The following is a 23,695-nucleotide window of genomic DNA, read 5'->3' as shown; positions in this document are numbered from 1 at the left end:
CATGCCCGACGCATCGGCCCGCACGGCGCAGGTCCTCGTCGTGGGCGCCGGACCGGTCGGCCTCAGCACCGCCCATGAGCTGGCCCGGCACGGTGTCCGGGTGCGGCTCGTGGACGCGGCCGCCGGGCCGGCCACCACCAGCAGGGCGCTGGCCACCCACGCCCGCACGCTGGAGACGTACGACCAGATGGGCATCCTCGACGAACTCCTGCCCCGCGGGCAGCGGGTGGAGCACTTCACCCTCCACCAGAACGGGCGCAGGCTGATCCGCTTCGACACGGACTACAGCCGGCTGCCCACCCGGTTCCCCTTCACGCTCATGGTCGACCAGGTCATCACCGAGGAGGTGCTGCGCACCGCGACCGCCCGCCGCGGCGTGGAGGTCGAGTGGGGCGTACGTCTCGAGGAGTTCGAAAACCTCGGCAGCGCGGGCATCCGGGCCCGGCTCGCGCACTCGGACGGCCGCGCCGAAACCGTCGAGGCCGACTGGCTGGTCGGCACCGACGGCGGCCACAGCACCATCCGCAAGCAGCTCGGGCTGAAGCTGGAGGGCGAATCCAGCGAGACCTGGCTGATCGCCGACGCGACCGTCGAATGCGACCTGCCCAAGGACAGCATCCACTGGATGCGCACACCCACCGGCACGGTGATGATGGTGCCGTTCCCCGAGCCCGGCAAGTGGCGGCTGCTGGACACCGCCGAGACGTCCTACGGCGGCGACGACACCATGGTGGCCCGGCGCTTCTCGGCGAAGATCACCACCGGTACCGGCAAGCCGGCCGTGGTCCGTACACCCTCCTGGGTCTCGGTGTTCACGATTCAGCAGCGCATGATCGGCTCGATGCGCTCGGGCCGGGTGCTGCTGGCAGGGGACGCCGCCCATGTCCACAGCCCCGCCTCCGGACAGGGCATGAACACCGGTGTCCAGGACGCGGTCAACCTCTCCTGGAAGCTCGCGGCGGTGCTGCGCGGCGAGGCTCCCGACTCCCTCCTCGACTCCTACAGCGATGAACGCGTCCCGGTCGGTGCGGAGTTGCTGCGTACCACCCGGATGGCCACGATGCTGGTCCAGCTGCGCAGCCGTAAGGCGGCAGCGGGCCTGCGGGCGGCCTTCACCGTGCTGCGCTCGCTGCCGCCGCTGAAGGGCCGGATCCAGCGCAAGATCATGGGTGGCATGTCAGCGCTCGGGCTGGGCTACGCGGCGGGCCCGCTCGCCCACCCGAGTACGCAGTCCGGCGGTGTACGACCCGGCGAACGGGTGGCCCGGGTCACCGCCGGGACCCTGGCAGGCAGCCCCGGCTGGCAGGCGCTGATCTCCGAACTCCAGCGCCCCGAATGGCTGTTGCTCACCTTCGGCGAGGCCCCCGGGGAGCCTCCGGAGGAGACATACGGGCCGTCGGTCCGTATCCGTACGGTGAACACCCCTGGGCCCGACGCGCTGTCCGACCCCGGCGGGCATCTGTCCGCCGGACTGGGTGTCCCGGCCGGCAGCTGGCTGCTGATCCGCCCCGACGGCTATCTGGCCGCCAGGGGCACGCATACGGAGGCACCGTCGCACGCACTGAGAGCACTGGGAATACATCCTTCCAGGTCCGTCCAGCCCGCCCACTGACCACAGCAGCAGACCCGCCCCGGGAGGTACCGGGGCGGGTCTGCTGCTGTGTGGCGAACCGTCTGAGGAGCGGGGGGAGGCCGCCAGGGGCCGGGAAGGGGGCAGTGCGGAGAGGGGGCGGCGCGCCCCCGCCCACCTCAGGCGATGCTCTCCCGGACGCGCCCGTACAGCTCGAGGCACATCTCGTAGGACGGCAGCAGTCCGCTCTCGGCGGCCTCGGCCACCGTGGGCGCCGCCGCGTCCTTCTCGGAGAGCAGGGGTTCCCCGGTGAGCCAGTGGGCCCACGGCAGCGCCAGCTCCGGGTCGAACGCCCGCAGGTCGAGCTGGGTGCCCGGCTGGTACTCGGTCGAGCAGAGATAGCTGATGCAGGTGTCGTCGGTCAGCGCCACGAACCCGTGCGCGAGTCCCTCGGCCACATACACCGCCAGCCCGTTGCGCGCGTCGAGGATCGTGGTCTCGTGCCTGCCGAAGGTGGGAGAACCGACCCGCACGTCCACCACCACGTCGAGCAGCACGCCCCGCACACAGCTGACGAGCTTGGCCTGCCCCGGCGGGATGGACACGCCGTGCAGCCCCCGCACCGTGTTGCGCGCCGAGGAGGAGTAGTTGACCTGACGCGGCACGAAATGGTGCCCGGTCTCGGCGGCGAGCTGGTCGTATCTGTACGACTCGTGGAAACTGCCGCGGGGGTCCGTCAGCAGCTGCGGCATGATCCGGTACGCGTCCGGTACGGCGGTCTCTTCGATCCTCATGCGCCGGACGGTAGGCGCCCCTACTCAAGTTCCGGTAGCGCCCGCATGACCACCTGTCCAGCGGTCCACGAGCGGGACACCTCACAGTTCCGCTCAAACCGCGGAAACAGGAGGTAGGGACGGTGCCGGTGACCAACCGAAGGACAGGCGGCAGGGGTGGGGGCGCGGCTGGATCGGTGGTGGTGCTCGGTGCCACGGGGTTCGTGGGACGGCACACCTGCGAGGTCTTCGCCGCCGCGGGCTGGACGGTGACCGGCGTCGCCCGCTCCGCCCCGGTGACGGCGACGCCGTACGACGTCGTCCCGCTGGACGCGGTGGACGCCGGGCCCGGCCGGCTCACGGAGCTGCTCGACGAGCGCGGCGCCGCGGTGGTGGTGAACGCGGCGGGTGCGGTCTGGAATGTCACCGAGGCCGAGATGATGCGCGCCAACGCCGACCTGGTACGCCGGCTGGTCACCGCGGCGGGGTCGGCCGCCGGGCGGCCGCGGCTGATCCAGCTCGGCTCGGTGCACGAGTACGGCCCGGTCCCCCGCACCGGGATCACCGAGGACATCCCGACGGCGCCGGTGACCCCGTACGGACGTTCCAAACTGGCGGGCGCCCGTGCCCTGCTGAACGCCGCGGCGGCGGGCTCCGTGGAGGGCCTGGTGCTGCGCGTGTCGAACGTGTCGGGCCCCGGCACCCACCCGGCGAGTCTGCTCGGCATGGTCGCGCGGCATCTCGCCACGTCCGCCCCCGAGCCGCTGCGGCTCGCGCCGCTGCTCGCTCACCGCGACTTCGTCGACGTACGGGACGTCGCCGACGCGGCGCTCGCCGCGGCCTGCTCCGATGCCTCGGGCCGGGTCGTCAACATCGGTGGCGGCCAGGCTGTCTCGGTGAGCAGCCTGGTGGTCAGGCTGACCGAACTCGCCGAGGCGGCAGCCGAGATCGTGGAGGCGCCGAGCGCGGGCGGCCGCCCTCCGGAGGCGGAGTGGCAGCGCATGGACATCGGGCTCGCGGACACCCTGCTCGGCTGGCGCCCACGGCGCAGCCTGGACGACTCGCTGCGCGACCTGCTCGCGCAGGCCCGTGCCTGCGCCGACCGCGAGCCGTTGTCCAGCGCTCTTCAAGTCCCCCCGTCAACGATGGCCGTATCGGGTCACCGCTGAGGGCTTCGTGCCGCACTGACGATCATGGAGGCAGCCGGAATGAATGAGACCAAGGCACGAATTCTGGAGCAGGTGCGCGAATACCACCTGGAGAAGGAGCCGTCCCGCGAGTTCGAGCCGGGGACCAGTGAGATCTGGCCGTCCGGCGCGGTACTCGAGCCGGAGGACCGGATGGCGCTGGTCGAGGCGGCGCTGGACATGCGGATCGCCGCCGGCACCAGCTCCCGCAAGTTCGAGTCCAGATTCGCCCGTTACATGAAGCGGCGCAAGGCCCACCTGGTGAACTCGGGCTCGTCGGCGAACCTGCTCGCCATGTCGGCGCTCATGTCACCGCATCTGGAGGACCGCCGCCTCAAGCCAGGGGACGAGGTCATCACCGTCGCCGCGGGCTTCCCCACCACCGTCAACCCGATCCTGCAGAACGGGCTGATACCCGTCTTCGTCGATGTCGAGCTGAAGACCTACAACACCACCGCCGAGCGCATCAAGGCAGCCGTCGGCCCCAAGACCCGGGCCATCATGGTCGCTCACGCACTCGGCAACCCGTTCCAGGTCGCAGAGGTCGCCCAGATCGCCGAGGAGAACGACCTCTTCCTCATCGAGGACAACTGCGACGCGGTCGGCTCGCTCTACAACGGACAGCTGACCGGCACCTTCGGCGACCTGACCACGGTCAGCTTCTACCCCGCGCACCACCTGACGATGGGCGAGGGCGGCTGTGTCCTCACGTCGAACCTGGCGCTGGCCCGGATCGTCGAGTCGCTGCGCGACTGGGGCCGGGACTGCTGGTGCGAGCCGGGAGAGAGCGACCGCTGCTTCAAGCGCTTCCAGTACCAGCTGGGCACGCTGCCGGCCGGTTACGACCACAAGTACATCTACTCGCACATCGGCTACAACCTCAAGGCCACCGACCTGCAGGCAGCTCTCGGCCTGACCCAGCTCGACAAGGTCGACGACTTCACCACGGCCCGCCGTCACAACTGGAAGCGCCTGCGGGAGGGGCTGGAGGGCGTGCCGCACCTGATCCTGCCGGAGGCCACGCTCGGCAGCGAGCCCAGCTGGTTCGGCTTCGTGATCACCGTCGACCCGGACGCGCCGTTCCAGCGCAAAGCCTTGGTGAATTTCCTGGAGGAGCGGAAGATCGGCACCCGCAACCTGTTCGCGGGCAACCTCACCCGCCAGCCCGCGTACGTGGATGCCCCGCACCGGATAGTCGGCGACCTCACCAACTCCGACATCATCACCGAGCAGACCTTCTGGATCGGCGTCTACCCGGGGCTCACCGATGAGCACACCGACTACATGACGGCCTCGATCCGGGAATTCGTCTCCCGCTGGTGAGTCACCCCCAGCAACCCTCCAGCACAGATTTCCCGAAGAGGAGTGAGCGTCCATGTCGTCCACATTTGCGGAGCTGACCGGTTTTCAGGCGGTGGTCCAGCCCCGCGAGCCGGTGTCGGTCGGCGAGCGGATAGCCGCCTCCGCTTCCGTCACCGAAGGGCTCCTGAGCACCTGGGAGTTCCACAACTGGTTCACCGGGCGAAGGAAGGCGGGCCGCTTCAGCGTCGAACGTGTCCCGTTCTCCGAGCTGCGCGGCTGGTCCTTCGAACCGGACACCGGGAACCTGGTGCATTCCAGCGGACGATTCTTCAGTGTGGAGGGCTTGCACGTCACCACCGACGACGGCCCGCACAAAGAGTGGTACCAGCCCATCATCAAGCAGCCCGAGGTCGGCATCCTGGGCATCCTGGTGAAGGAGTTCGACGGCGTACTCCACTTCCTGATGCAGGCCAAGATGGAGCCGGGCAACCGTAACCTGCTCCAGCTCTCCCCCACCGTGCAGGCGACCCGCAGCAACTACACGAAGGTCCACAAGGGCACGGACGTCAAGTACATCCAGTACTTCACCGGCGCCGAGCGCGGCCGGATCCTCGCCGATGTGCTGCAGTCCGAGCACGGCTCGTGGTTCTACCACAAGAGCAACCGCAACATGATCGTCGAAGTGGACGGCGACGTCCCGCTCGACGAGGACTTCTGCTGGCTGACACTGGGGCAGATATCCGAACTGCTGCACCTGGACAACCTGGTCAACATGGACTCCCGTACGGTCCTCGGCTGCCTGCCCGCCTACGGTGCGGACGACGTCGGCGGGGACGGCTTCAGCCGGTCGCTTGCCCGCTCCCGCAGCCCGCGGGCCGGCGCGCTGCTCAGCGATGTCGACCTGCTCTCCTGGTTCACCGCGGAACGTTCGCGCTACGACGTACGGGCCGAGCGGATACCGCTCGACGACGTCCCGGACTGGACCCGCGACGAGTTCCGCATCGGCAAGGACGACGGCCGCTGGTTCAACGTGGTGGCTGTCGAGGTGCAGGCCGGCAACCGTGAGGTGACCAGCTGGACACAGCCGTTGATCGAGCCGAGCAGCCGGGGTGTCGCGGCCTTCGTCACCCGCTCCTTCGACGGGGTCCTGCACGTCCTCGCCAATGCCAAGATCGAGGGCGGCTTCCTCGACACGGTGGAACTCGCCCCCACCGTGCAGTGCTCCCCGGACAACTTCGACGGCCTGGACTTCCGCCCGCCGTTCCTCGACCTGGTGCTGTCCGCGCCCGCCGAGCGCATCCGGTACGACACCATCCACTCGGAGGAGGGCGGACGCTTCCTGTACGCCGAAAACCGCTATCTGGTCGTCGAGGCGGACGAGAACGAGGCGCCGGTCGAGCCGCCGGCCGGGTATCAGTGGGTAACGATCAGCCAGCTCACGGCGCTGATCAAGCATGGACACTACGTCAATGTGCAGGCGAGAACCCTCCTGGCCTGCCTCAACGCCATGGGACACCTGACGGATGACTGAAAGACCCCTGCGGATCGCTGTCCTGGGCACCGCCGACATCGCCCGCCGGCGGGTGCTGCCCGCCATGGCGGCCGACCCGGACATCGAACTGGCCGCAGTGGCGAGCCGGGACGGCGGCCGTGCGCGGGAGGTGGCGGACCAGTTCGGCTGCGCGGCCGTCGGGTCCTACGACGCGGTCCTGGAGCGGGACGACGTGGACGCCGTCTATGTCCCGCTGCCCATCTCCCTGCATGCGGAATGGGCCGGCCGGGCCCTGCGCGCGGGCAAGCACGTACTCGCGGAGAAGCCGCTCACCGCCGACCGTGCCACCACCGAGGCGCTCCTCGGCCTCGCCCGCGCGTCCGGCCTGGTGCTGATGGAGAACGTGATGTTCGTCCACCATCCGCAGCATTCGGTCGTACGGGAACTCGTGACGAGCGGCGCCATCGGTCAACTGCGGGCGTTCAGCGCCGCTTTCGCCATCCCCTCGCTGCCGGCCGGCAACATCAGGCACCGCCCCGAACTGGGCGGTGGCGCCCTGCTGGACGTGGGCTACTACCCGGTGCGTGCCGCGCTGTACTTCCTCGGCGCGGGACTGGAGATCGTCGGCGCGGCGCTGGAGAAGACCTCCGGCTCCGCGGTGGAGACCGCGGGCGCGGTACTCGTCCGGTCGCCGGACGGCGTACTCGGGCAGCTGGCCTTCGGCATGGAGCACGCCTACCGCTCCGCGTACGAACTCTGGGGCAGCGAGGGACGCATCCGCGTCGAACCCGCGTTCACTCCGGCCGCCGACCACAAACCGGCGGTGTGGATCACCGACGCGCACGGGCCCCGGGAACTGACCCTGGCCCCGCACGACCAAGTGGCCGCCACCGTAGGGGCGTTCGCGCAGGCGGTCCGCTCCGGGGCGGTGGAGTCGCCGGACGCCGGGGAGTGCCTGGAGCAGGCCACCCTGCTCGACGCGGTCCGGGCGCGGGCCACAACAGCTCCGTATCAACCATGACGAGAGGGGACCGGCCATGACCGTGACCGACCAGCCGCCGCCACAGACCGCGGCCGTGCGGGTCGCCGAACTGCACGTACTGCGCGAGCAGGCCAAGCTCGGACCCAGCGAGAAGGCGACCAGCACCCAGCACGCCAAGGGCAAGCTGACCGCCCGCGAGCGCATCGAACTGCTCCTGGACCCCGGCACCTTCCAGGAGGTCGAGCAGCTGCGCCGGCACCGTGCGACGGGTTTCGGCCTGGAGGCGAAGAAGCCGTACACCGACGGTGTCATCACCGGGTGGGGCAGAGTCGAAGGCCGCACGGTCTTCGTGTACGCCCATGACTTCCGCATCTTCGGCGGCGCCCTGGGTGAGGCCCACGCGACCAAGATCCACAAAATCATGGACATGGCGATCGCGGCGGGTGCGCCGATCGTCTCGCTGAACGACGGAGCCGGCGCACGCATCCAGGAGGGTGTCTCGGCGCTCGCGGGCTACGGCGGCATCTTCCAGCGCAACACCCGTGCGTCCGGGGTGATTCCGCAGATCTCCGTCATGCTGGGCCCCTGTGCGGGCGGCGCCGCGTATTCACCCGCACTGACGGACTTCGTGTTCATGGTCCGGGACACCTCGCAGATGTTCATCACAGGACCGGACGTCGTGCAGGCGGTGACCGGTGAGGAGATCACCCAGAACGGCCTCGGCGGCGCGGACGTCCACGCCGGCGTCTCGGGGGTGGCCCACTTCGTCCACGACGACGAGGAGACCTGCCTGGCGGAGGTCAGATATCTGATCTCGATGCTGCCGTCGAACAACCGGGAGGTGGCCCCGGCCGTCCAGCCCGACGACCCGGCGGACCGCCGCAACGACGTACTGCTCGACCTGGTTCCGTCGGACGGCAACCGCCCGTACGACATGCGCAAGGTCCTGGAGGAGATCGTCGACCACGGCGACCTCCTGGAGATCCACGAGCACTGGGCCCGCAACATCATCTGCGCGCTGGCCCGGATCGACGGCCGGGTGGTGGGCATCCTGGCCAACCAGCCTCAGTTCCTCGCCGGAGTGCTGGACATCGAAGCCTCGGAGAAGGCGGCCCGCTTCGTCCAGCTCTGCGACGCGTTCAACATCCCGCTGCTGACGATGGTCGACGTACCGGGCTTCCTGCCCGGCGTCTCCCAGGAACACGGCGGCATCATCCGGCACGGCGCGAAACTGCTGTACGCGTACTGCAACGCGACCGTGCCCCGCATTTCGCTGATCCTCAGGAAGGCGTACGGGGGCGCCTACATCGTCATGGACTCCCAGTCCATCGGCGCGGACCTCACCTACGCCTGGCCCACGAACGAGATCGCGGTCATGGGCGCCGAGGGCGCGGCGAACGTCATCTTCCGCCGGGAGATAGCGGCTGCGGACAACCCGGAGGCCGTCCGGGCCGAGAAGATCGCCGCGTACAAGTCGGAGCTGATGCACCCGTACTACGCGGCCGAGCGGGGCCTGGTGGACGACGTCATCGACCCGGCCGAGACCAGGGCCGTGCTCTCCGCCGCGTTCGCCATGCTCCGGGGCAAACACGCCGACCTGCCGTCCCGCAAGCACGGCAATCCGCCGCAGTAAGGAGACCGAGTGCCGAACCCGCCGAACGAACCCCTGTTCCGCATCATCCGAGGCGTCCCGACCGATGCCGAACTGGCCGCCCTGACCGTGGTGCTGCTCTCCCTCGGCGCGGACCTTCCGACGGCTCCGCCGGCCACGGTGGAATCGCTCGCCGCCTGGCGCCGCCAGCCCTACCAGCCCCCGGTGAGCTGGCAGCGCGCGGCATAGCGGCCCCCGCGCGACGGCGGTCCGCCCGCCCCCGGTGAGGCGCCCATCGGCACACCTCATCGGGGGCGCGTCAACGCCCCGACCGCGCCGCCCTGGCAACCGCGACGACCGCTTTCTCCAGCGCGTATTCGGCGTCGTCGCCGCCGCCCTTGACCCCTGCGTCCGCTTCGGCCACGGCCTGCAGGGCGGTGCAGACACCGTCCGGTGTCCAGCCACGCATCTGCTGCCGCACCCGGTCGATCTTCCAGGGCGGCATGCCCAGCTCCCTCGCGAGATCCGCGGGCCGGCCACCGCCCCGCGCCGATGAGAGCTTGCCGATCGCCCGCACACCCTGCGCCAGCGCGCTGGTGATGAGGACGGGTGCGACACCGGTCGAGAGGGACCATCGCAGGGCTTCCAGCGCGTCGGCCGCGCGGCCCTCGACCGCCCGGTCGGCGACCGTGAAGCTGGAGGCCTCCGCCCGGCCGGTGTAATAACGTCCGACGACGGCCTCGTCGATGGTGCCTTCGACGTCCGCGACCAGCTGGGAGGCCGCGCTGGCGAGCTCCCGCAGATCGCTGCCGATGGAGTCGACGAGCGCCTGGCACGCCTCGGCCGTGGCGGACCGGCCCAGGGCGCGGAATTCCGACCGTACGAAGGAGAGCCGCTCGGCCGCCTTGGTCGTCTTCGGGCAGGCGACCTCGCGGGCCCCCGCCTTGCGCGCCGCGTCCAGCAGCCCCTTGCCCTTGACGCCGCCCGCGTGCAGCAGCACCAGGGTGATCTCCTCGGCGGGAGCTGCCAGGTACTTCTTGACGTCCTTGACCGTGTCGGCGGTGAGGTCCTGGGCATTCCGGACGATCACGACCTTGCGCTCCGAGAACAGCGAAGGGCTGGTCAGCTCGTCGAGGGTGCCGGGCTGGAGCTGCTCGGACGTGAGGTCGCGGACATCCGTCTCGGGGTCGGCGGCGCGGGCCGCGGCGACCACCTGCTGCACGGCACGGTCGAGCAGCAGATCCTCCTGCCCGACAGCGAGGGTGAGGGGCGCAAGCGGTTCGTCGGTGGAATTCCTTCTGGTGGCCATCGCGGTCCAGCATCCCACGGTGCACCGACAGTGGCCGCGGGCCCGGCCCGCGCACCGCCTCTCCCCCGCCGTACCGGAGAATGGCCGGGTGAGCGATGTGAGACATGTACTGGTGCTGCCCGACCGCGAGACCGCGGACGAGGTGGCGGTGGAGCTCGCCGACCGCTTCGGCGTCGGCGAGACGCCTCAGCTCGTCCGCGACGCACTGGCCGGTGAGGACGACGCCGAGGACGCCCAGTGGCTGGTCGTCGTCGAGGACCCGGACCGCCGGCTGGACCCCGCGGCGCTGGACCTGTTCGCGGCGGAGTACGAGGGGTGGCTGGAAGCGCCCTGACAGCGCCTGGCGGCCCGGTTGTCTCGCTGCCCGGTTGCCTGGCTGCTGCCATGTGGTTCGGCGGGCGCGGCTGCCGAGTGGTTCAGCCGGCGCTGTCGCGCGGGAACGCGCGAAGCACCGGCACCCGGTCCAGGGCGATGCCGAAATTGTCCCGGTAGGCAGCGAGAACCCGCTCGTCGGTGTCCAGTTCGGTCGCGTGCTTCTCGCCCTGAGCGGTGGTGAGGAGCCGACCGCCGCTGAGGGTGATCCGCCCCTGCTCACTGAGCCGGGAGCAGATGAGTGACCGGGTGAAGTGGGAGTCGGGCGAGGTCCGGTGGTACCAGGCCCCGGCCTCGAAGTCGGCGAGTTCCCGCGACCGCGGGTCCACCCGGTACTGCGGCTTGCCGTCACGTACGACGTCGAAGTCACCGTCGGGGGCCTCCTGGATCCGGAATGCGCCGCCGGGGTCCTGTTGCTCCCCCTGCGCCGCCAGGTCGAGGGGGTGGTGGCTGTGGTCGCCGAAGCCGATGTCGGCCAGCCACGGGCCTGTTCCGTCCGCCGTCCCGACCCTGAGTACCAGATGGTCGTACGGGATACCGAGCCCGCCGTCCGCGCCGTGCACCCTGGCCTGGAGCAGCGTCACGCTGAACCCCAGGGCCCGCAGCAGCGCCGCGAAGGCGCCGTTCAGCTCGTAACAGAAGCCACCCCGCCGAGCGCCCACGATCTTGTCGACGAGTGGCTTCTCGGCGAGCACGATGTCCTCGCCGAGGTGGATCGCGAGGTTCTCGAAGGGCACCGTCAGCAGGTGCCGCACATGCAGCTCACGCAGAGCCGCGGCATCCGGTGCCGCCGGGTGGCGGGCCCCGATGCGGCCCAGGTACGCCTCCACCCACGGGGGTCCGGGCTGCGAGGGCTGCTGCGGCGACGAGGGCGGCGGCTGCTGCGGGGTGTCCATGCACACAGTCTTGTCCCGCTCGAACGGGTGCGCCATGCGTCCCGCGACCTAGGACCGCAGCCCGATCCGCCGGTGGTGCCGAGCCCCTAGTGTGCTCGGTCATGACGACCCCGGAGCCGGCCCGCGGCAGGACGCAGCGACGCCAGGACACTCTCGACCGGCTGGAGAAGGACGATGACGCGTGGTTCGCCTCGGCGTCCGCCGACGGTGAACCCTGCCTGGTCCCGTTGTCGTTCGTCTGGCTCGAGGGCGATCTGGTGATCTGCACCCGGCGCACCAATCCGACCGCCCGCAACCTGACGCCGACCGGACGGGTCAGGGTCACCCTCGGCCACACCAGGGACGTGGTGCTGATCGAGGGCACAGCCGAGCTGGTCGCCGACGACGGATCACCGCGGCTGCCGACGCCTTCGCCGCCAAGCTGGTCTGGGACCCGCGCGCCGAGAAGCCGTATGTGTACCTGCGCGTGACACCCCAGGTGATCCAGGCCTGGCGCGAGGTGAACGAACTCGCGGGCCGTGACCTGATGAGGGACGGCCGCTGGCTCGACTGATTCCGCTGGCCGTGAGGTCCTGCCGGGGGGAGCACCGTCCGGGCGGGAGGGGCGGGCAAGGCAGGGCAGGCCGGTAAGGCGGCGGGCCCGGCGAGCGGGGCCGGCCGGTCTGGGGGGCGGGGGCGGGCCCCCGGTGGGGGCACATGCCTGGTCGGGGGGCCTGGCCGGCGCGTGTCAGCGCCCTGCGGGTATCGCCCGCAGGGCGGGCCCGCTGCCGGTCACCGCGATGGACCCGTCCGTATCGGTGCGCAGCACCTCGGCGCCGCCCGCCCGCAGCGCCGCGACCGTACGGGGAGCCGGGTGCCCGTACGGGTTGTCCCGGCCGCAGCTGATGAGCGCCAGCCTGGGGTGCGCGGCCCGCAGCAGGTCTGGGTCCTGGAAGCCGGAACCGTGGTGGGCCACCTTGAGCACGTCCACCGGCGGCAGCGTGGCATAGGTGCGCAACAGCGCTTCCTGCGCCGGTGGTTCGAGGTCGCCGGGCAGCAGCAGGGTCAGCCCGGCGGTACGGACCAGCAGGGTGACACTTGCGTCATTCGGGCCGTCGAGGATGCCCCCGGACGGGCCCGGTGGCCACAGCACCTGCCAGCTGAGCCGCTCGATACGGCGTTGTTCCCCGGATCGCGCCGGGACGACAGGAATGTGGGCGGCCGCCGCCAGCCGATGGACGAACGCGGCCTGTTCAGGCGGGTCCTGCAGGGCCGTCGTCTCGATCGAACCGACCGCCCTGCCCCGCAGCACACCGGGCAGGCCTGCTACGTGGTCGGCGTGGAAGTGTGTGAGCAGAACGAGCGGAATCCGGGTGACGCCGAGTTCGCGCAGGCAGCGGTCGGCACGCCGTGGATCGGGGCCCGCGTCGATGACGACGGCCGAGCCGGGTCCCGCGGCCAGCACGGTGGCGTCTCCCTGGCCGACATCGCACATCGCGTACTCCCAGTGGGGCGGCGGCCAGCCGGTGACCATCCGGGTGAGGGGCGCGGGCCGCAGGACCGCGAGCAGCAGCAGAACGGCGCAGACGACGCAGGCCCAGGGGCGCCGGCACAGCCGGCGGGCGGCCGGAACCAGTACGGCCGTGACGGCGGCGAGCAACAGTGCTCCGGCCCAGCCGCCGGGCCAGTCGATCTGCGCCCCGGGAAGCGAGGCGCCGCCTCGCGCCACCGCTGCGATCCAGCCGGCCGGCCATCCGGCGCACCACGCAAGGAGTTCAGCGGCCGGCATCGCCACCGGAGCAGCGGCCAGGGCGGCGAAGCCCAGGACCGTGGCCGGCCCCACCGCAAGCTCGGCGAGGAGGTTGCAGGGGATGGCCACCAGGCCGACCCGGGAGGCCAGCACGACGACGACGGGGGCGCAGACCACCTGGGCGGCGGACGCGGCGGCGAGCACCTCCGCGAGCCGCGGCGGGACTCCCCGCGCCTGAAGTCCCGTGCTCCAGCGCGGGCCGATCGTGAGCAGCGCTCCGGTGGCGAGGACGGAGAGCAGAAAGCCGTAACCGCGGGCCAGCCAGGGGTCGTAGAGCACCAGCAGCAGCACGGCGGCAGCGAGTGCGGGGATCAGTGATCTGCGCCGGCCGGTGCCGATCGCCAGCAGGGTGACGAGTCCGCAGGCAGCGGCACGCAGCACGCTGGGATCCGGCCGGCACACGATCACGAAGGCCAGGGTGAGCGCCCCGCCCAGAACCGCTGTGCCGCGCAGCGGGATACCGAGTCGGGGAGCGAGACCACCGCGTTCTGCGCGCAGCGCGGTTCCCGGCGGCCCGATCAACAGAGCGAGGATGATCGTGAGATTGCTGCCGGAGACGGCGAGCAGATGCGTGAGGTCAGTGGTCTCGAAGTCGTCCCGCAGATCGGGCGGCACCCCTGCGGTGTCCCCCACGACCAGCCCGGGAAGCAGGGCCCGCGCGTCGGGGGCGAGGCCTTCACTCGCGGTCCGCAGCCCGCCGCGAAGGCCTCCTGCCATGCGCTGGATGCCGGTCGGTGGCCCGATGATCCGCGGAGGCTGCTTGCCGGGAACGCTCAGCACGGCCGCGATCCGGTCATCGGCGGACAGCGGAGCCGCCATCCGAGCCGTCAGGCGCAGCCGGGTGGTGGGTAACAGCCGCTGCCACCGCGCCGAATGGGCGATCACCAGCACGGGCGTACGGAGGGCGAAGACGGCGCCGTCCGGGGCCCGTAACCGGTTCGCTTCGGCTTCGAGCACGAACGCCCCGGCGGTCGCACGGTCGCCGCGCACCCGTGGATGCACCGGCCGGGGGTCGGATGTGAGGGTCAACTCCACTGTGACCCGGGCTGATTGACGCGCGAGGGCGGGCACGGGTCCACGGCGGGTGTCGGCGCCGTGCAGACCGGCCGACGCGGCGCCCGCGGCAGCGCAGAGCAGCGTCGCGGCTGCGGCCGTCGTACGCAGGCGACGGCCCGGGCGGACGAAGCCGTTCAGCAGCAGCGCCGCGGCCGCACCGGCGCAGCCCAGCACCGCGGTCAGCGCCCACCGGCCCGGCGCGGACACCGTCAGCGCCGTGGCGGCCCAGGCGGCCAGCGCGGGAGCCACCAGCCGCAGATCGGCCGGGCCCTCCTGGCGCGGATCGGCCGCGCCGAGCCGGTGGCCCGAGGCCTCGTGAACTGCCGCGCGGGTCATGGCTGTACGAGAGGCTGAAGGTCGGAGAAACGACGGTCACCGATGCCGTTGACCTCATGGAGTTCATCGACGGACGTGAAGCCGCCGTGCTGGGTGCGGTAGTCGACGATGTGCTGGGCCAGCACCGGGCCCACACCAGGGAGCGTGTCGAGCTGTTCGACCGTGGCGGTGCTCAGACTCACCGGCCCCGCCGGAGCGGCCGGAGCCGCGGCCGATGCGCCGGTGGCGGCGTGCGGTACGGCGGGGCCGCCGACCACGACCTGCTCGCCGTCCGTCAGCACGCGGGCCCGGTTGAGCCCTGCCGCGTCCTCGCCATCCTGGATACCGCCCGCGGCCCGCAGGGCGTCCGCGACCCTCGACCCGGCGGGCAGCCGCCGGACACCCGGCCGCCGGACCCTGCCGCTCACATCGACCACGATCCGGGCGGCGGACCCCACCGAAGGCACTGCTCCCGGCGACGGACCCGGCTCAGCCGGAGGCCGCGCCCCTGCCGCCCGTGCGGGCGGGCCGCCGGCTCCCCATTGCGGCGCCCGTACCGAGTGGGACTGCCCGGTCCAGAAGTGCTGCGCGGCGATGACCACGGTCAGAGCCAGCACCACGGCCAGCGCGGCCAGGGTCCTGGGCGCCAGCCCGCACCGGGCCTGGATCCACAGCGGAAGCCGCTCACGCAGCGCCTCCCCGGCTCCGCCGGGCGGGAAGGCCGCCGACGACAGAGGCTGCGGGCCGCTCCGACGGTCCGCCGGCCCGCCCACCCCGCCGGCCAATGCGGGCGGCCCGCTCCCTCGCGCCGAAGGGACTGAAGGGACCGAACTAGCCGGTGCGAACGCTGCGGCCGGCGCAAGCGGTGCGGCCGGTGCAACCAGCCCGGCGGGCCCGGTCTGTCCGGCAGGCCCGGCAGTCGCCTTCCGTCCGGTCTCGGCCCCGGTGTCCGCAGCCGGCGAAGTCGCCGGAAAGAGAGCTTCCGCCCGCAGGCGTGGTCCGGGCCGGGGTACTGCCGCACTGCCCGGTGCGCGGCGCCTGCCGTGACGGGCACGGCTGTCGGATGCCGGGGCACGTCCGGGGCCACTAGTCGCAGAGCGTGTCACAAGAGCGCGGGATGTCATGGCACGAGACGTTAGGCAATGCGGCGCAACCCTGTTGATCAACGTCAATTACGGTGGATAACTCACGAGTTGTGGACAAGTCGGCCATCCGGACGCATGACTCAGCGCGGCGAGACCACGGCCCCGAGCAACCCGGGGCCGGTGTGCGCCCCGATCACCGCGCCCACCTCGCTGAGATGCAGCTCGACAAGGCCGGGCACCCGCGCCCGCAGCCGGTCGGCCAGCGCGGCAGCCCGCCCCGGCGCGGCCAGATGGTGCACCGCGATGTCCACCTGGCCGGATCCCGCACGCTCGGCAACGATCTCCTCGAGGCGGGCGATCGCCTTCGACGCCGTGCGCACCTTCTCCCGCAGTTCGATACGCCCACCGTCCAGCTCCAGCAGGGGTTTCACGGCCAGCGCCGACCCCAGCAGCGCCTGGGCCGCCCCGATCCGGCCGCCGCGGCGCAGATAGTCCAGCGTGTCCACGTAGAAGTAGGCGGAGGTGTCCGCTGCGCGCTTCTCGGCGGCGGCCACCGCGTCGTCCAGGGTGCCGCCGGCCTCCGCGGCCTCCGCGGCCGACACCGCGCAGAACCCCAGGGCCATGGCGACCATGCCGGTGTCCACCACCCGTACCGGCACCGGTGACTCCCTGGCCGCCAGCACGGCGGCGTCATACGTACCGGAGAACTCGGCGGAAAGATGCAGGGAGATGATCCCGGTGGCGCCTGCCTCCGCCGCCTTCCGGTAGGTCGCGGCGAAGACCTCGGGGCTCGGCCGGGACGTGGTCACCGGGCGGTGCTTCTGCAGGGCCAGCGCGAGTGCCCGGGCCGAGGTCTCCGTGCCGTCCTCCAGCGCGCGGTCCCCGAGGACCACGGTCAGCGGCACCGAGGTGATGCCGTGCCGTACCAACGTCGGCTGAGGCAGGTAGGCCGTGGAATCGGTGACGATCGCGACATGGGCGGACATGAGCGGGAGATTACCCGCAGGCGGCCCGCTCCGGCAGCGCGGCCCCGCGTCGGAGCCCGCGCCGGGCCCCTCCCCCGGCCGTTCGGTCCGTTCCCCGCCGGTATCCCTCGAGCCGGTCAATTCAGCGCGTGCTCTCCGGACGGGCGGTCTTCTGCCACGGATACCGCGCCGCCGGCCGTTCCCGGTCACGTCCGGTGATCGCCTCGGGCTCACCGGGCGTACTCGGGCCCGCATCGCCGGCCGGCTCGGGCCAGGTCTGCGCCGGGGCTCCGGCGGCCGTCCGCCCGTCGGCCGGTGGCCACTGGGTCTGTCCGGAGGACCCGGGCCCGGACGCGGCCGTCCGCCCCGTACCGGTCGCGGGGGTCTGCCCGTCGGCCGCTGTCCAGTGCCGGAGGGCGCCGGCCTCCATGTCGATCTGCTCGTTCAGCGCCGTCAGATCGTCGGTGGCGAAGCGCCGCGCGCGGTCCCGCGCCGCCCAGCGGAGCGCGTCGGCGGAGCGGGTGATCTGCTCGGTGCGCTCACGGAGGGCGGGCAGGCGCCCGCCCAGCCCCGCCGTGTCGGGTTCCCGCTCCAGCCGCCTGAGCTCGGCGTCGAGTTCGAGGCCGTGCGTGCTCAACCGCTCGAACAGGCCGAGCGACTCCTTCAGGGACGCGTCATCGGCCACACCCGCGTGCAGCGCGTCCTGGGTGGCTCGCATCGAACTGCGCAGGGAGAGCCGCAGCTGAGCCAGTTCTCCGCGCACACCTGGTTGGCCGTAGCTCTTCACACGCAGCGCGGTGTCCTCGACGCTCCGCCTGGCCTGCGAGACCGTACGGTCCACACCCCGCTTCGCGGCGCCCACCACCTTGACGGTGACGTACGTCCCCACCCCGATGAAAGCGAGGAAGAGCAGCGCCAGGATCACGATCACGGCTTCCATGGGCGCCCCTCGGTCGTCGGTTGTGTCCCTCCACCGTAAACGGAACGGACGGGCGGAGGGTTCCGTCGGAACCCCCAGCCTGCCCGTAGGGGGAAACCCCCACTCCCCGCGAGCGCGCCCGGTGCCGGCCCGCTACGCCGGAACGATGTTCACCAGCTTCGGCGCGCGCACGATCACCTTGCGGATCCCCGCGCCGTCCAGCGCGGCGACCACGGCCTCGTCCGCCAGCGCCAGCTTCTCCAGCTCCGTGTCCGAGATCGAGGGCGGGATCTCCAGACGGGCCTTGACCTTGCCCTTGATCTGCACGACACAGGTCACGGTCTCGTCCACCACGTACGCCGGGTCGGCGACAGGGAACGCCTGGTGCACGACCGATTCGGTGTGTCCCAGCCTGCGCCACAGCTCCTCGGCGATGTGCGGGGCCAGCGGCGCGACCAGCCGCACCAGCTGCTCGGCCACGGTGCGCGGGACCGGGCCGCCCGCCTTGGTCAGGAAGTTGTTCAGCTCGGTGATCTTGGCAATGGCGGTGTTGAAACGCAGCCCCGCCATGTCCTGACCGACACCGTCGATGGCCTTGTGCAGGGCGCGCAGGGTGTCCTCGTCGGGCTCGGTGCCGGTGACGGTGACCTCACCCGTGCTCTCGTCGACGACATTGCGCCACAGGCGCTGCAGCAGCCGGTACTGGCCGACCACCGCACGGGTGTCCCAGGGCCTGGAGACATCCAGCGGGCCCATCGCCATCTCGTACAGACGCAGCGTGTCGGCGCCGAACTCCGCGCAGATCTCGTCCGGAGTGACGGCGTTCTTCAGGGACTTGCCCATCTTGCCCAGGACGCGGGTGACCTTCTCGTCCTGGTACCAGTAACCGCCGTCGCGCTCCTCGACCTCGGCCGCGGGGACCGCGATACCCCGGCTGTCGCGGTAGACGAAGGCCTGGATCATGCCCTGGTTGTACAGCTTGTGGAACGGCTCGACCGAGGAGATGTGCCCCAGGTCGAACAGCACCTTCGACCAGAACCGCGCGTACAGCAGGTGCAGTACGGCGTGCTCGGCGCCGCCGACGTACAGGTCGACACCGCCGTGCGGCTGCCCCTCGCGGGGCCCCATCCAGTACTGCTCGATGGCCGGGTCGACCAGTTTCTCGCTGTTGTGCGGGTCCAGGTAGCGCAGCTCGTACCAGCAGGAACCGGCCCAGTTGGGCATGGTGTTGGTCTCGCGCCGGTACTTCCTGACGCCGTCGCCCAGCCCCAGGTCCAGCTCGACATTGACCCAGTCCGCGTTACGGGACAGCGGGGTCTCGGGCGAGGTGTCGGCATCGTCCGCGTCGAAGGTGCGCGGCGAGTAGTCGTCGACCTCGGGCAGTTCCAGCGGCAGCATCGACTCGGGCAGCGCGTGGGCGACGCCCTCCTCGTCGTAGACGATCGGGAAGGGCTCGCCCCAGTAACGCTGCCGGCTGAACAGCCAGTCCCTCAGTCGGAAGTTGACGGTGCCCTCGCCGATACCGCGGGCGGACAGCCAGGCGGTGATCTCCGCCTTGGCCCCGGCAACGCCCAGGCCGTCCAGCGTGATGCCGTCGCCGGTGGAGTTGACCAGCTTGGCGTCGTGCGACACGAAGGCGTCGTCCCACGCCGATGCGTCCGTACCGCGGCCGTCGGACGGCTCGACGACACAGCGCATCGGCAGCTCGAAGGCGCGGGCGAAAGCGAAGTCACGGCTGTCGTGGGCGGGGACGGCCATGATCGCGCCGGTGCCGTAGCCCATCAGCACGTAGTCGGCGATGAAGACGGGCACCTGCGCGCCGCTGACCGGGTTGACCGCGTACGCCCCGGTGAAGACGCCGGTCTTCTCCTTGGCGTCGGCCTGCCGCTCGACGTCGGACTTCGAAGCGGCGAACGCGCGGTACTTCGCGACGGCTTCGGCCGGGGTGGCGTGGCCGCGTGTCCAGACCTCGTGGGTGCCTTCGGGCCACGCGTCGGGGACGATCGACCTCTCGCCGGAGATCAGCTCGTGCTCGGGCGCCAGCACCATGTAGGTCGCGCCGAACAGCGTGTCCTGACGAGTGGTGAACACGGTGATCTTCTCGTCACCGTGGCCGACCGCGAAGTCGACGCGGGCGCCCTCGGAGCGGCCGATCCAGTTGCGCTGCTGCAGCTTGATGGCCTCGGGCCAGTCCAGCGCGTCCAGATCGGACAGCAGCCGGTCCGCATAGGCGGTGATGCGCATGTTCCACTGCCGCAGCTTGGCCTTGAAGACGGGGAAGTTTCCGCGCTCGGAACGGCCGTCCGCGGTCACCTCCTCGTTCGCCAGGACGGTGCCCAGCCCCGGGCACCAGTTGACGGGGGCGTCCGACGCGTACGCCAGCCGGTACTCGCCCAGCAGGTTCGCGCGCTCGGCGGCGTCCAGCTCGCTCCAGCCGCGGGGACCGGGCGCCGTGCGCTCGCCGCTCTCGAACGCGGCGATCAGTTCGGCGATCGGGCGGGCACGCTCCGCTTCCGTGTCATACCAGGAGTTGAAGATCTGCAGAAAGATCCACTGGGTCCACTTGTAGTACTCGGGGTCGATCGTCGCGAACGACCTGCGCTGGTCGTGCCCCAGGCCCAGCCTGCGCAGCTGGGTCTTCATGTTCGCCATGTTGGCCTCGGTCGAGGCCCGCGGGTGGGTGCCGGTCTGTACGGCGAACTGCTCGGCGGGCAGTCCGAACGCGTCGAAGCCCAGGGTGTGCAGGACGTTGTGCCCGGTCATCCGCTGGTGGCGGGCGTACACATCGGTGGCGATGTAGCCCAGCGGGTGCCCGACGTGCAGACCGGTGCCCGAGGGGTAGGGAAACATGTCCATGATGAACTTCTTGGGTCGCGCCGCCAGCGCGGGATCACCCGCCAGGTCACCGCTCGGGTTCGGAGCCTCGTACGTGCCGTCGGCGTCCCAGAAATCCTGCCAGCGTGCCTCGATGTCGGCGGCCAGGGCAGCCGTGTAACGGTGGGCTGCGGCCACCTCGGAGGGGGCCCCTCCCGCGCCTTCGGCAGCGGGGGAGGAATTCGTCTCGCTCATGATCCTCAAAGCTCCATCGGTCGTCTCTGCCCGCGAACCCGCTCGGCTGCGGCACCAGTGGCACCAAACGAAAAAGCCCCTCGCACAGGAGGGGACGCCGCGCTGATGCCGACCGGGACGCTTCGCCGGCCGGGACTGATCAGCGCGGCTCGCTAAGCAGAAGGCGTACGGCACGCATGGCGTCAGGGTACCGCAGGCCCGCTTCTGGACGCACAGACGTACCCCGCGAGCGGGGTTACTCCGCGTACCGCCCTGTACCGGGGCAACCGAGCAAACGCCGTACTGCCCGGTATTCAGCGACTTAGCATGCGGCAACGGGACTGCATTGCCGAACCATTCGGAGTCGCCCCTATGAACCCTCGACGCACGTCGCTCAACGCACAACGCACCACCTCAATAGTCCTCCTGCTTCTCGTTCCCCTCGTTGTCTTTGCGGGAAGCAGTTCCGTACGCGCCGCGATGGATTTCATCGCCGGCGTGCTTTCGCTTGTCTCACTGACCGCCGCGGTGGTCTGGGGCCTGATCGCCACCGACCGGCTTCTGCTGTCCTCGCGGATGCGACTGGTCGCTCAGGGCGTCCACCGCACCGCCGCGGTCTCGTCGATCTTCTTCCTGCTGCTGCACATCACGGTCAAGGTCGCACTCGGCCATGTGGCACTGCTGGGCGCGCTGGTCCCCTTCGGGCTCGGTTTCAGCGGGCGGGCCGGTCTGATCGGATTCGGCTCACTCGCCGCGTATCTGCTGATCACAGCGGGTGCGACCGGCGCCCTGCGCAGCGCGTTCGCCACCCCCGGGCGGATCGCCGGACGCTGGCGGGCACTGCACATGCTGGCCTACCCGGCCTGGTGCACGGGACTGTTGCACGGGCTGTACGCGGGCCGGGCACCGGCCACGTACGTGGTCGTGCTCTACAGCCTGTCCCTGGTCATGGTCGTCGGCGTGCTGTCACTGCGGATGCTCCCGCGGCCCGTCAAGCGGCGCATCGCGGCCCGGATCACCGAACTGGCCGCGGCCGGCTCCGGGGCCGGGGCCGTGGCCGCCCCCGCTGATCCGGTCCCGCCGGCGCCCCGGCAGCCGGCGCCCCAGCCGTACGCGCAGCAGCCGCTGTACGAGGAGCCGCAGCCGCCGGCGTGGCCGCGGGCCTACGAGCCGAGCATTCCCTACGCCCCCGCCCCGCCGCAGTTCCAGGAGGCAGTCGCCACCCCCGCCCGCCCCTTGTACGACCCCCCGCCGCGAGCCGGTATCAGCGGTCCCCGCTGGCCCGCACCGGCGCCGCCGCCGCCCGCTCAGGCACCCGCCTACGACAGCCCGCACAGCGCCGGCTATCCGACCGAATTCGACACCGAACCCCTGCCAGAGCCCTTTCAACCGCCCTCCGCCGGCGAGCCCTGGCACACCCCTGCAGGAGACCGAAAGTGAACGTCCCCCTCCCCGATGTCCCCGAGGTCCGAGTGGTCGGCCTTCCCCAGCTGACCTCAGGTTTCGACCTGGTGGAGCGCCTCGATCTCTCCATGCATCTGAAAGTGCACGGCCCGCTGGAACCGCAGAACGGCGAGCGTCTCGCCGAGCTCGCAGAAGCGATATCGCTGAGAGGCCGTGGTGGTGCGGGCTTCCCCTTCGGGCAGAAGCTGCGAGCGGTGGCCAAATCGGCGATTCGACGCGGGGTGCGCCCTGTTGTCGTCGTCAACGGCAGCGAGGGCGAACCCGCCTGCCGCAAGGACACCGTCCTGCTCAACCGCGCCCCCCATCTGGTGCTCGACGGCGCCCTGCTGGCGGCGGAAGCGCTCGGTGCGCGCACTCTGATCATCGGACTCACCCGCAATTCGACGGAGTCGTCCATCCGCACCGCCCTCGCCGAGCGCGGTCTCTCCGACCGGCGCGGGCAGCGGCTGCGGGCACGGATCGTCCGCACCCCGGAGCGCATGGTCTCCGGTGAGGCCTCCTCTCTGATCCGCGCCGCGGACGGCGGCCCCGCGCTGCCACCGGGCCGCCGCACCCGGGCCGCGGAGTCGGGCGTCGGCGGTGCGCCCACGCTGCTGTCGAACGCCGAGACCTTCGCCCAGCTCGCCGTCGGCGCCCGGATCGGCGCCCGCCGCTACGGTCACACCGGGCTCTACAACGAGCCGGGCACCGTGCTGCTCACCATCTCCGGTGCGGTCGCCCGGCCGATGGTCGTGGAGGCGCCCACCGGAGTGCCGCTGCGCTACGTCCTGCAGCTGGCCGGCGCCCCGATGATCCCCCAGGGCGTACTGACAGGCGGGTACCACGGCAACTGGATCGACGCGGCAGCCGCCCATGACGCCGCGGTCTCCCGCGAGTCGCTGGCCGCACTCGGCGGGTCGCTCGGCGCGGGCGCGATCCTGCCGATCAGCCAGGACACCTGCCCGTTGGGCGAATCACTGCGCGTGGCGAACTGGCTGGCCGCCGAGACCGCGGGCCAGTGCGGCCCCTGCAAGCTGGGCCTTCCCGCCGCCGCCGGCGGCCTCTCCGATGTGCTGAACGGCGGCGGCCCCGCCGCCCTGGAGGCCCTGCGCGAAGTGACCCAGGCGGTCCGCGGCAGAGGCGCCTGCAAGCACCCCGACGGTTCGGCCCGCTTCTTCGCCTCCACGCTCTCCGCGTTCACCGACGACCTGGCGGCCCATGTGCTCGGCGGGGGCTGCGGGCGCGAGACGCTGGGTGTGCTGCCGCTGCCGATGCCCGGATACACGGAGGAGTCCGCGCCCACCGGTGAGAAGCTCGCCGTCGACTGGACGCTCTGCCAGGGCCACGGGCTCTGCGCCGACCTCGTTCCCGAGCTGATCCGGCTGGGCGCCGACGGCTACCCCGCACTCGCCGACGCCTCGGTACCGATCCATCTGAGAGGGCGTGCGCAGCGGGCCGTTCGCCGGTGCCCGGCGCTCGCGCTCCGGATAGAGCAGCCGCCCGCGGAGCGGCCCGCACGGCCGGCACTGCCCGGCAGTGACCGCAAGGCGCTGGGCAGCGGCCGGAGTTGAGCGCCGGACCGGCCGTCCACTGACACAGAG

18 protein-coding genes and 1 pseudogene are annotated in these 23,695 nt (G+C 71.4%); 11 read left to right on the top strand and 8 right to left on the bottom strand.

Translation table 11 applies throughout. From position 1 onward, the window contains the following. Position 1 precedes the first annotated feature (1 nt). The gene (locus tag OHS16_RS21235) at positions 2 to 1,612 is read left to right on the top strand and encodes an FAD-dependent oxidoreductase (RefSeq protein WP_328540930.1); all 1,611 of its coding nucleotides are present in this window, start codon (positions 2 to 4) and stop codon (positions 1,610 to 1,612) included. A 137-nt stretch (positions 1,613 to 1,749) separates the two neighbouring features. Here OHS16_RS21235 and OHS16_RS21230 read toward each other — a convergent pair whose 3' ends face one another. Beyond that, complete coding sequence (locus OHS16_RS21230; protein WP_328538804.1) at positions 1,750 to 2,364, bottom strand: dTDP-4-dehydrorhamnose 3,5-epimerase family protein; 615 nt, start codon at positions 2,362 to 2,364, stop codon at positions 1,750 to 1,752. A gap of 128 nt (positions 2,365 to 2,492) precedes the next feature. Between OHS16_RS21230 and OHS16_RS21225 the strand changes: the two genes are divergently transcribed. The 6 genes from OHS16_RS21225 to OHS16_RS21200 are packed head-to-tail and all read left to right on the top strand — an operon-like array spanning position 2,493 to position 9,146. Beyond that, positions 2,493 to 3,512: an NAD-dependent epimerase/dehydratase family protein gene (locus tag OHS16_RS21225; RefSeq protein ID WP_328538803.1), complete on the top strand. Its 1,020-nt coding sequence runs from the start codon at positions 2,493 to 2,495 to the stop codon at positions 3,510 to 3,512. Between the two features lie 39 nt (positions 3,513 to 3,551). After that, positions 3,552 to 4,853 (top strand): lipopolysaccharide biosynthesis protein RfbH, encoded by a 1,302-nt coding sequence (gene rfbH / locus OHS16_RS21220; RefSeq protein WP_328538802.1) that lies wholly within the window; start codon positions 3,552 to 3,554, stop codon positions 4,851 to 4,853. A gap of 52 nt (positions 4,854 to 4,905) precedes the next feature. Continuing rightward, positions 4,906 to 6,363 (top strand): NDP-hexose 2,3-dehydratase family protein, encoded by a 1,458-nt coding sequence (locus tag OHS16_RS21215; RefSeq protein WP_328538801.1) that lies wholly within the window; start codon positions 4,906 to 4,908, stop codon positions 6,361 to 6,363. Further along, the gene (locus OHS16_RS21210; protein ID WP_328538800.1) at positions 6,356 to 7,345 is read left to right on the top strand and encodes a Gfo/Idh/MocA family protein; all 990 of its coding nucleotides are present in this window, start codon (positions 6,356 to 6,358) and stop codon (positions 7,343 to 7,345) included. The genes OHS16_RS21215 and OHS16_RS21210 overlap by 8 nt, the downstream gene beginning before the upstream one ends. 16 nt (positions 7,346 to 7,361) lie before the next feature. Next, on the top strand, positions 7,362 to 8,939 hold the full coding sequence (locus OHS16_RS21205; protein WP_328538799.1) for an acyl-CoA carboxylase subunit beta: 1,578 nt from the start codon (positions 7,362 to 7,364) through the stop codon (positions 8,937 to 8,939). A 9-nt stretch (positions 8,940 to 8,948) separates the two neighbouring features. Then, a complete protein-coding gene (locus OHS16_RS21200; RefSeq protein WP_328538798.1) occupies positions 8,949 to 9,146 on the top strand; it encodes an acyl-CoA carboxylase subunit epsilon in 198 nt (65 codons plus the stop codon). A gap of 70 nt (positions 9,147 to 9,216) precedes the next feature. On the opposite strand, the gene holA is transcribed toward OHS16_RS21200, so the two are convergent. Then, positions 9,217 to 10,206: a DNA polymerase III subunit delta gene (holA, locus tag OHS16_RS21195; RefSeq protein WP_328538797.1), complete on the bottom strand. Its 990-nt coding sequence runs from the start codon at positions 10,204 to 10,206 to the stop codon at positions 9,217 to 9,219. An 88-nt stretch (positions 10,207 to 10,294) separates the two neighbouring features. Between holA and OHS16_RS21190 the strand changes: the two genes are divergently transcribed. After that, complete coding sequence (locus tag OHS16_RS21190) at positions 10,295 to 10,540, top strand: hypothetical protein (RefSeq protein ID WP_328538796.1); 246 nt, start codon at positions 10,295 to 10,297, stop codon at positions 10,538 to 10,540. Between the two features lie 82 nt (positions 10,541 to 10,622). On the opposite strand, the gene OHS16_RS21185 is transcribed toward OHS16_RS21190, so the two are convergent. Further along, positions 10,623 to 11,474: an arylamine N-acetyltransferase family protein gene (locus OHS16_RS21185; protein WP_328538795.1), complete on the bottom strand. Its 852-nt coding sequence runs from the start codon at positions 11,472 to 11,474 to the stop codon at positions 10,623 to 10,625. Between the two features lie 101 nt (positions 11,475 to 11,575). Here OHS16_RS21185 and OHS16_RS21180 point away from each other — a divergent pair. Next, a pseudogene (locus tag OHS16_RS21180) lies at positions 11,576 to 12,027 on the top strand (pyridoxamine 5'-phosphate oxidase family protein). Between the two features lie 174 nt (positions 12,028 to 12,201). On the opposite strand, the gene OHS16_RS21175 reads toward OHS16_RS21180, so the two are convergent. From OHS16_RS21175 to leuS, 5 genes are all read right to left on the bottom strand, one after another. After that, on the bottom strand, positions 12,202 to 14,655 hold the full coding sequence (locus tag OHS16_RS21175) for a ComEC/Rec2 family competence protein (protein WP_328538794.1): 2,454 nt from the start codon (positions 14,653 to 14,655) through the stop codon (positions 12,202 to 12,204). Next, positions 14,652 to 15,419, bottom strand: coding sequence for a ComEA family DNA-binding protein (locus OHS16_RS21170; protein WP_328538793.1), 768 nt, complete (start codon positions 15,417 to 15,419; stop codon positions 14,652 to 14,654). The genes OHS16_RS21175 and OHS16_RS21170 overlap by 4 nt, the downstream gene beginning before the upstream one ends. Before the next feature lie 440 nt (positions 15,420 to 15,859). Then, positions 15,860 to 16,705 (bottom strand): DegV family protein, encoded by an 846-nt coding sequence (locus OHS16_RS21165; protein WP_328538792.1) that lies wholly within the window; start codon positions 16,703 to 16,705, stop codon positions 15,860 to 15,862. A gap of 121 nt (positions 16,706 to 16,826) precedes the next feature. Further along, entirely contained in the window at positions 16,827 to 17,624 is a 798-nt protein-coding gene (locus tag OHS16_RS21160) for a hypothetical protein (RefSeq protein ID WP_328538791.1), read from the bottom strand. Between the two features lie 132 nt (positions 17,625 to 17,756). Continuing rightward, the gene (leuS, locus tag OHS16_RS21155) at positions 17,757 to 20,672 is read right to left on the bottom strand and encodes a leucine--tRNA ligase (protein WP_328538790.1); all 2,916 of its coding nucleotides are present in this window, start codon (positions 20,670 to 20,672) and stop codon (positions 17,757 to 17,759) included. 351 nt (positions 20,673 to 21,023) lie between these two features. Between leuS and OHS16_RS21150 the strand changes: the two genes are divergently transcribed. Both OHS16_RS21150 and OHS16_RS21145 read left to right on the top strand, forming a co-directional pair. Beyond that, positions 21,024 to 22,091 carry a hypothetical protein gene (locus tag OHS16_RS21150; protein WP_328538789.1) on the top strand — a complete coding sequence of 356 codons (1,068 nt, stop codon included), beginning with the start codon at positions 21,024 to 21,026 and terminating at the stop codon, positions 22,089 to 22,091. Further along, on the top strand, positions 22,088 to 23,665 hold the full coding sequence (locus OHS16_RS21145) for a ferredoxin (RefSeq protein WP_328538788.1): 1,578 nt from the start codon (positions 22,088 to 22,090) through the stop codon (positions 23,663 to 23,665). The genes OHS16_RS21150 and OHS16_RS21145 overlap by 4 nt, the downstream gene beginning before the upstream one ends. The last annotated feature ends 30 nt before the right edge of the window (positions 23,666 to 23,695 follow it).

The sequence above is a fragment of the Streptomyces sp. NBC_00344 genome, assembly GCF_036088315.1.
Classification (GTDB): Bacteria; Actinomycetota; Actinomycetes; order Streptomycetales; family Streptomycetaceae; genus Streptomyces.
Note: the sequence above shows the minus strand (reverse complement) of the source record. Positions and strands in the feature narration are given on the sequence as shown.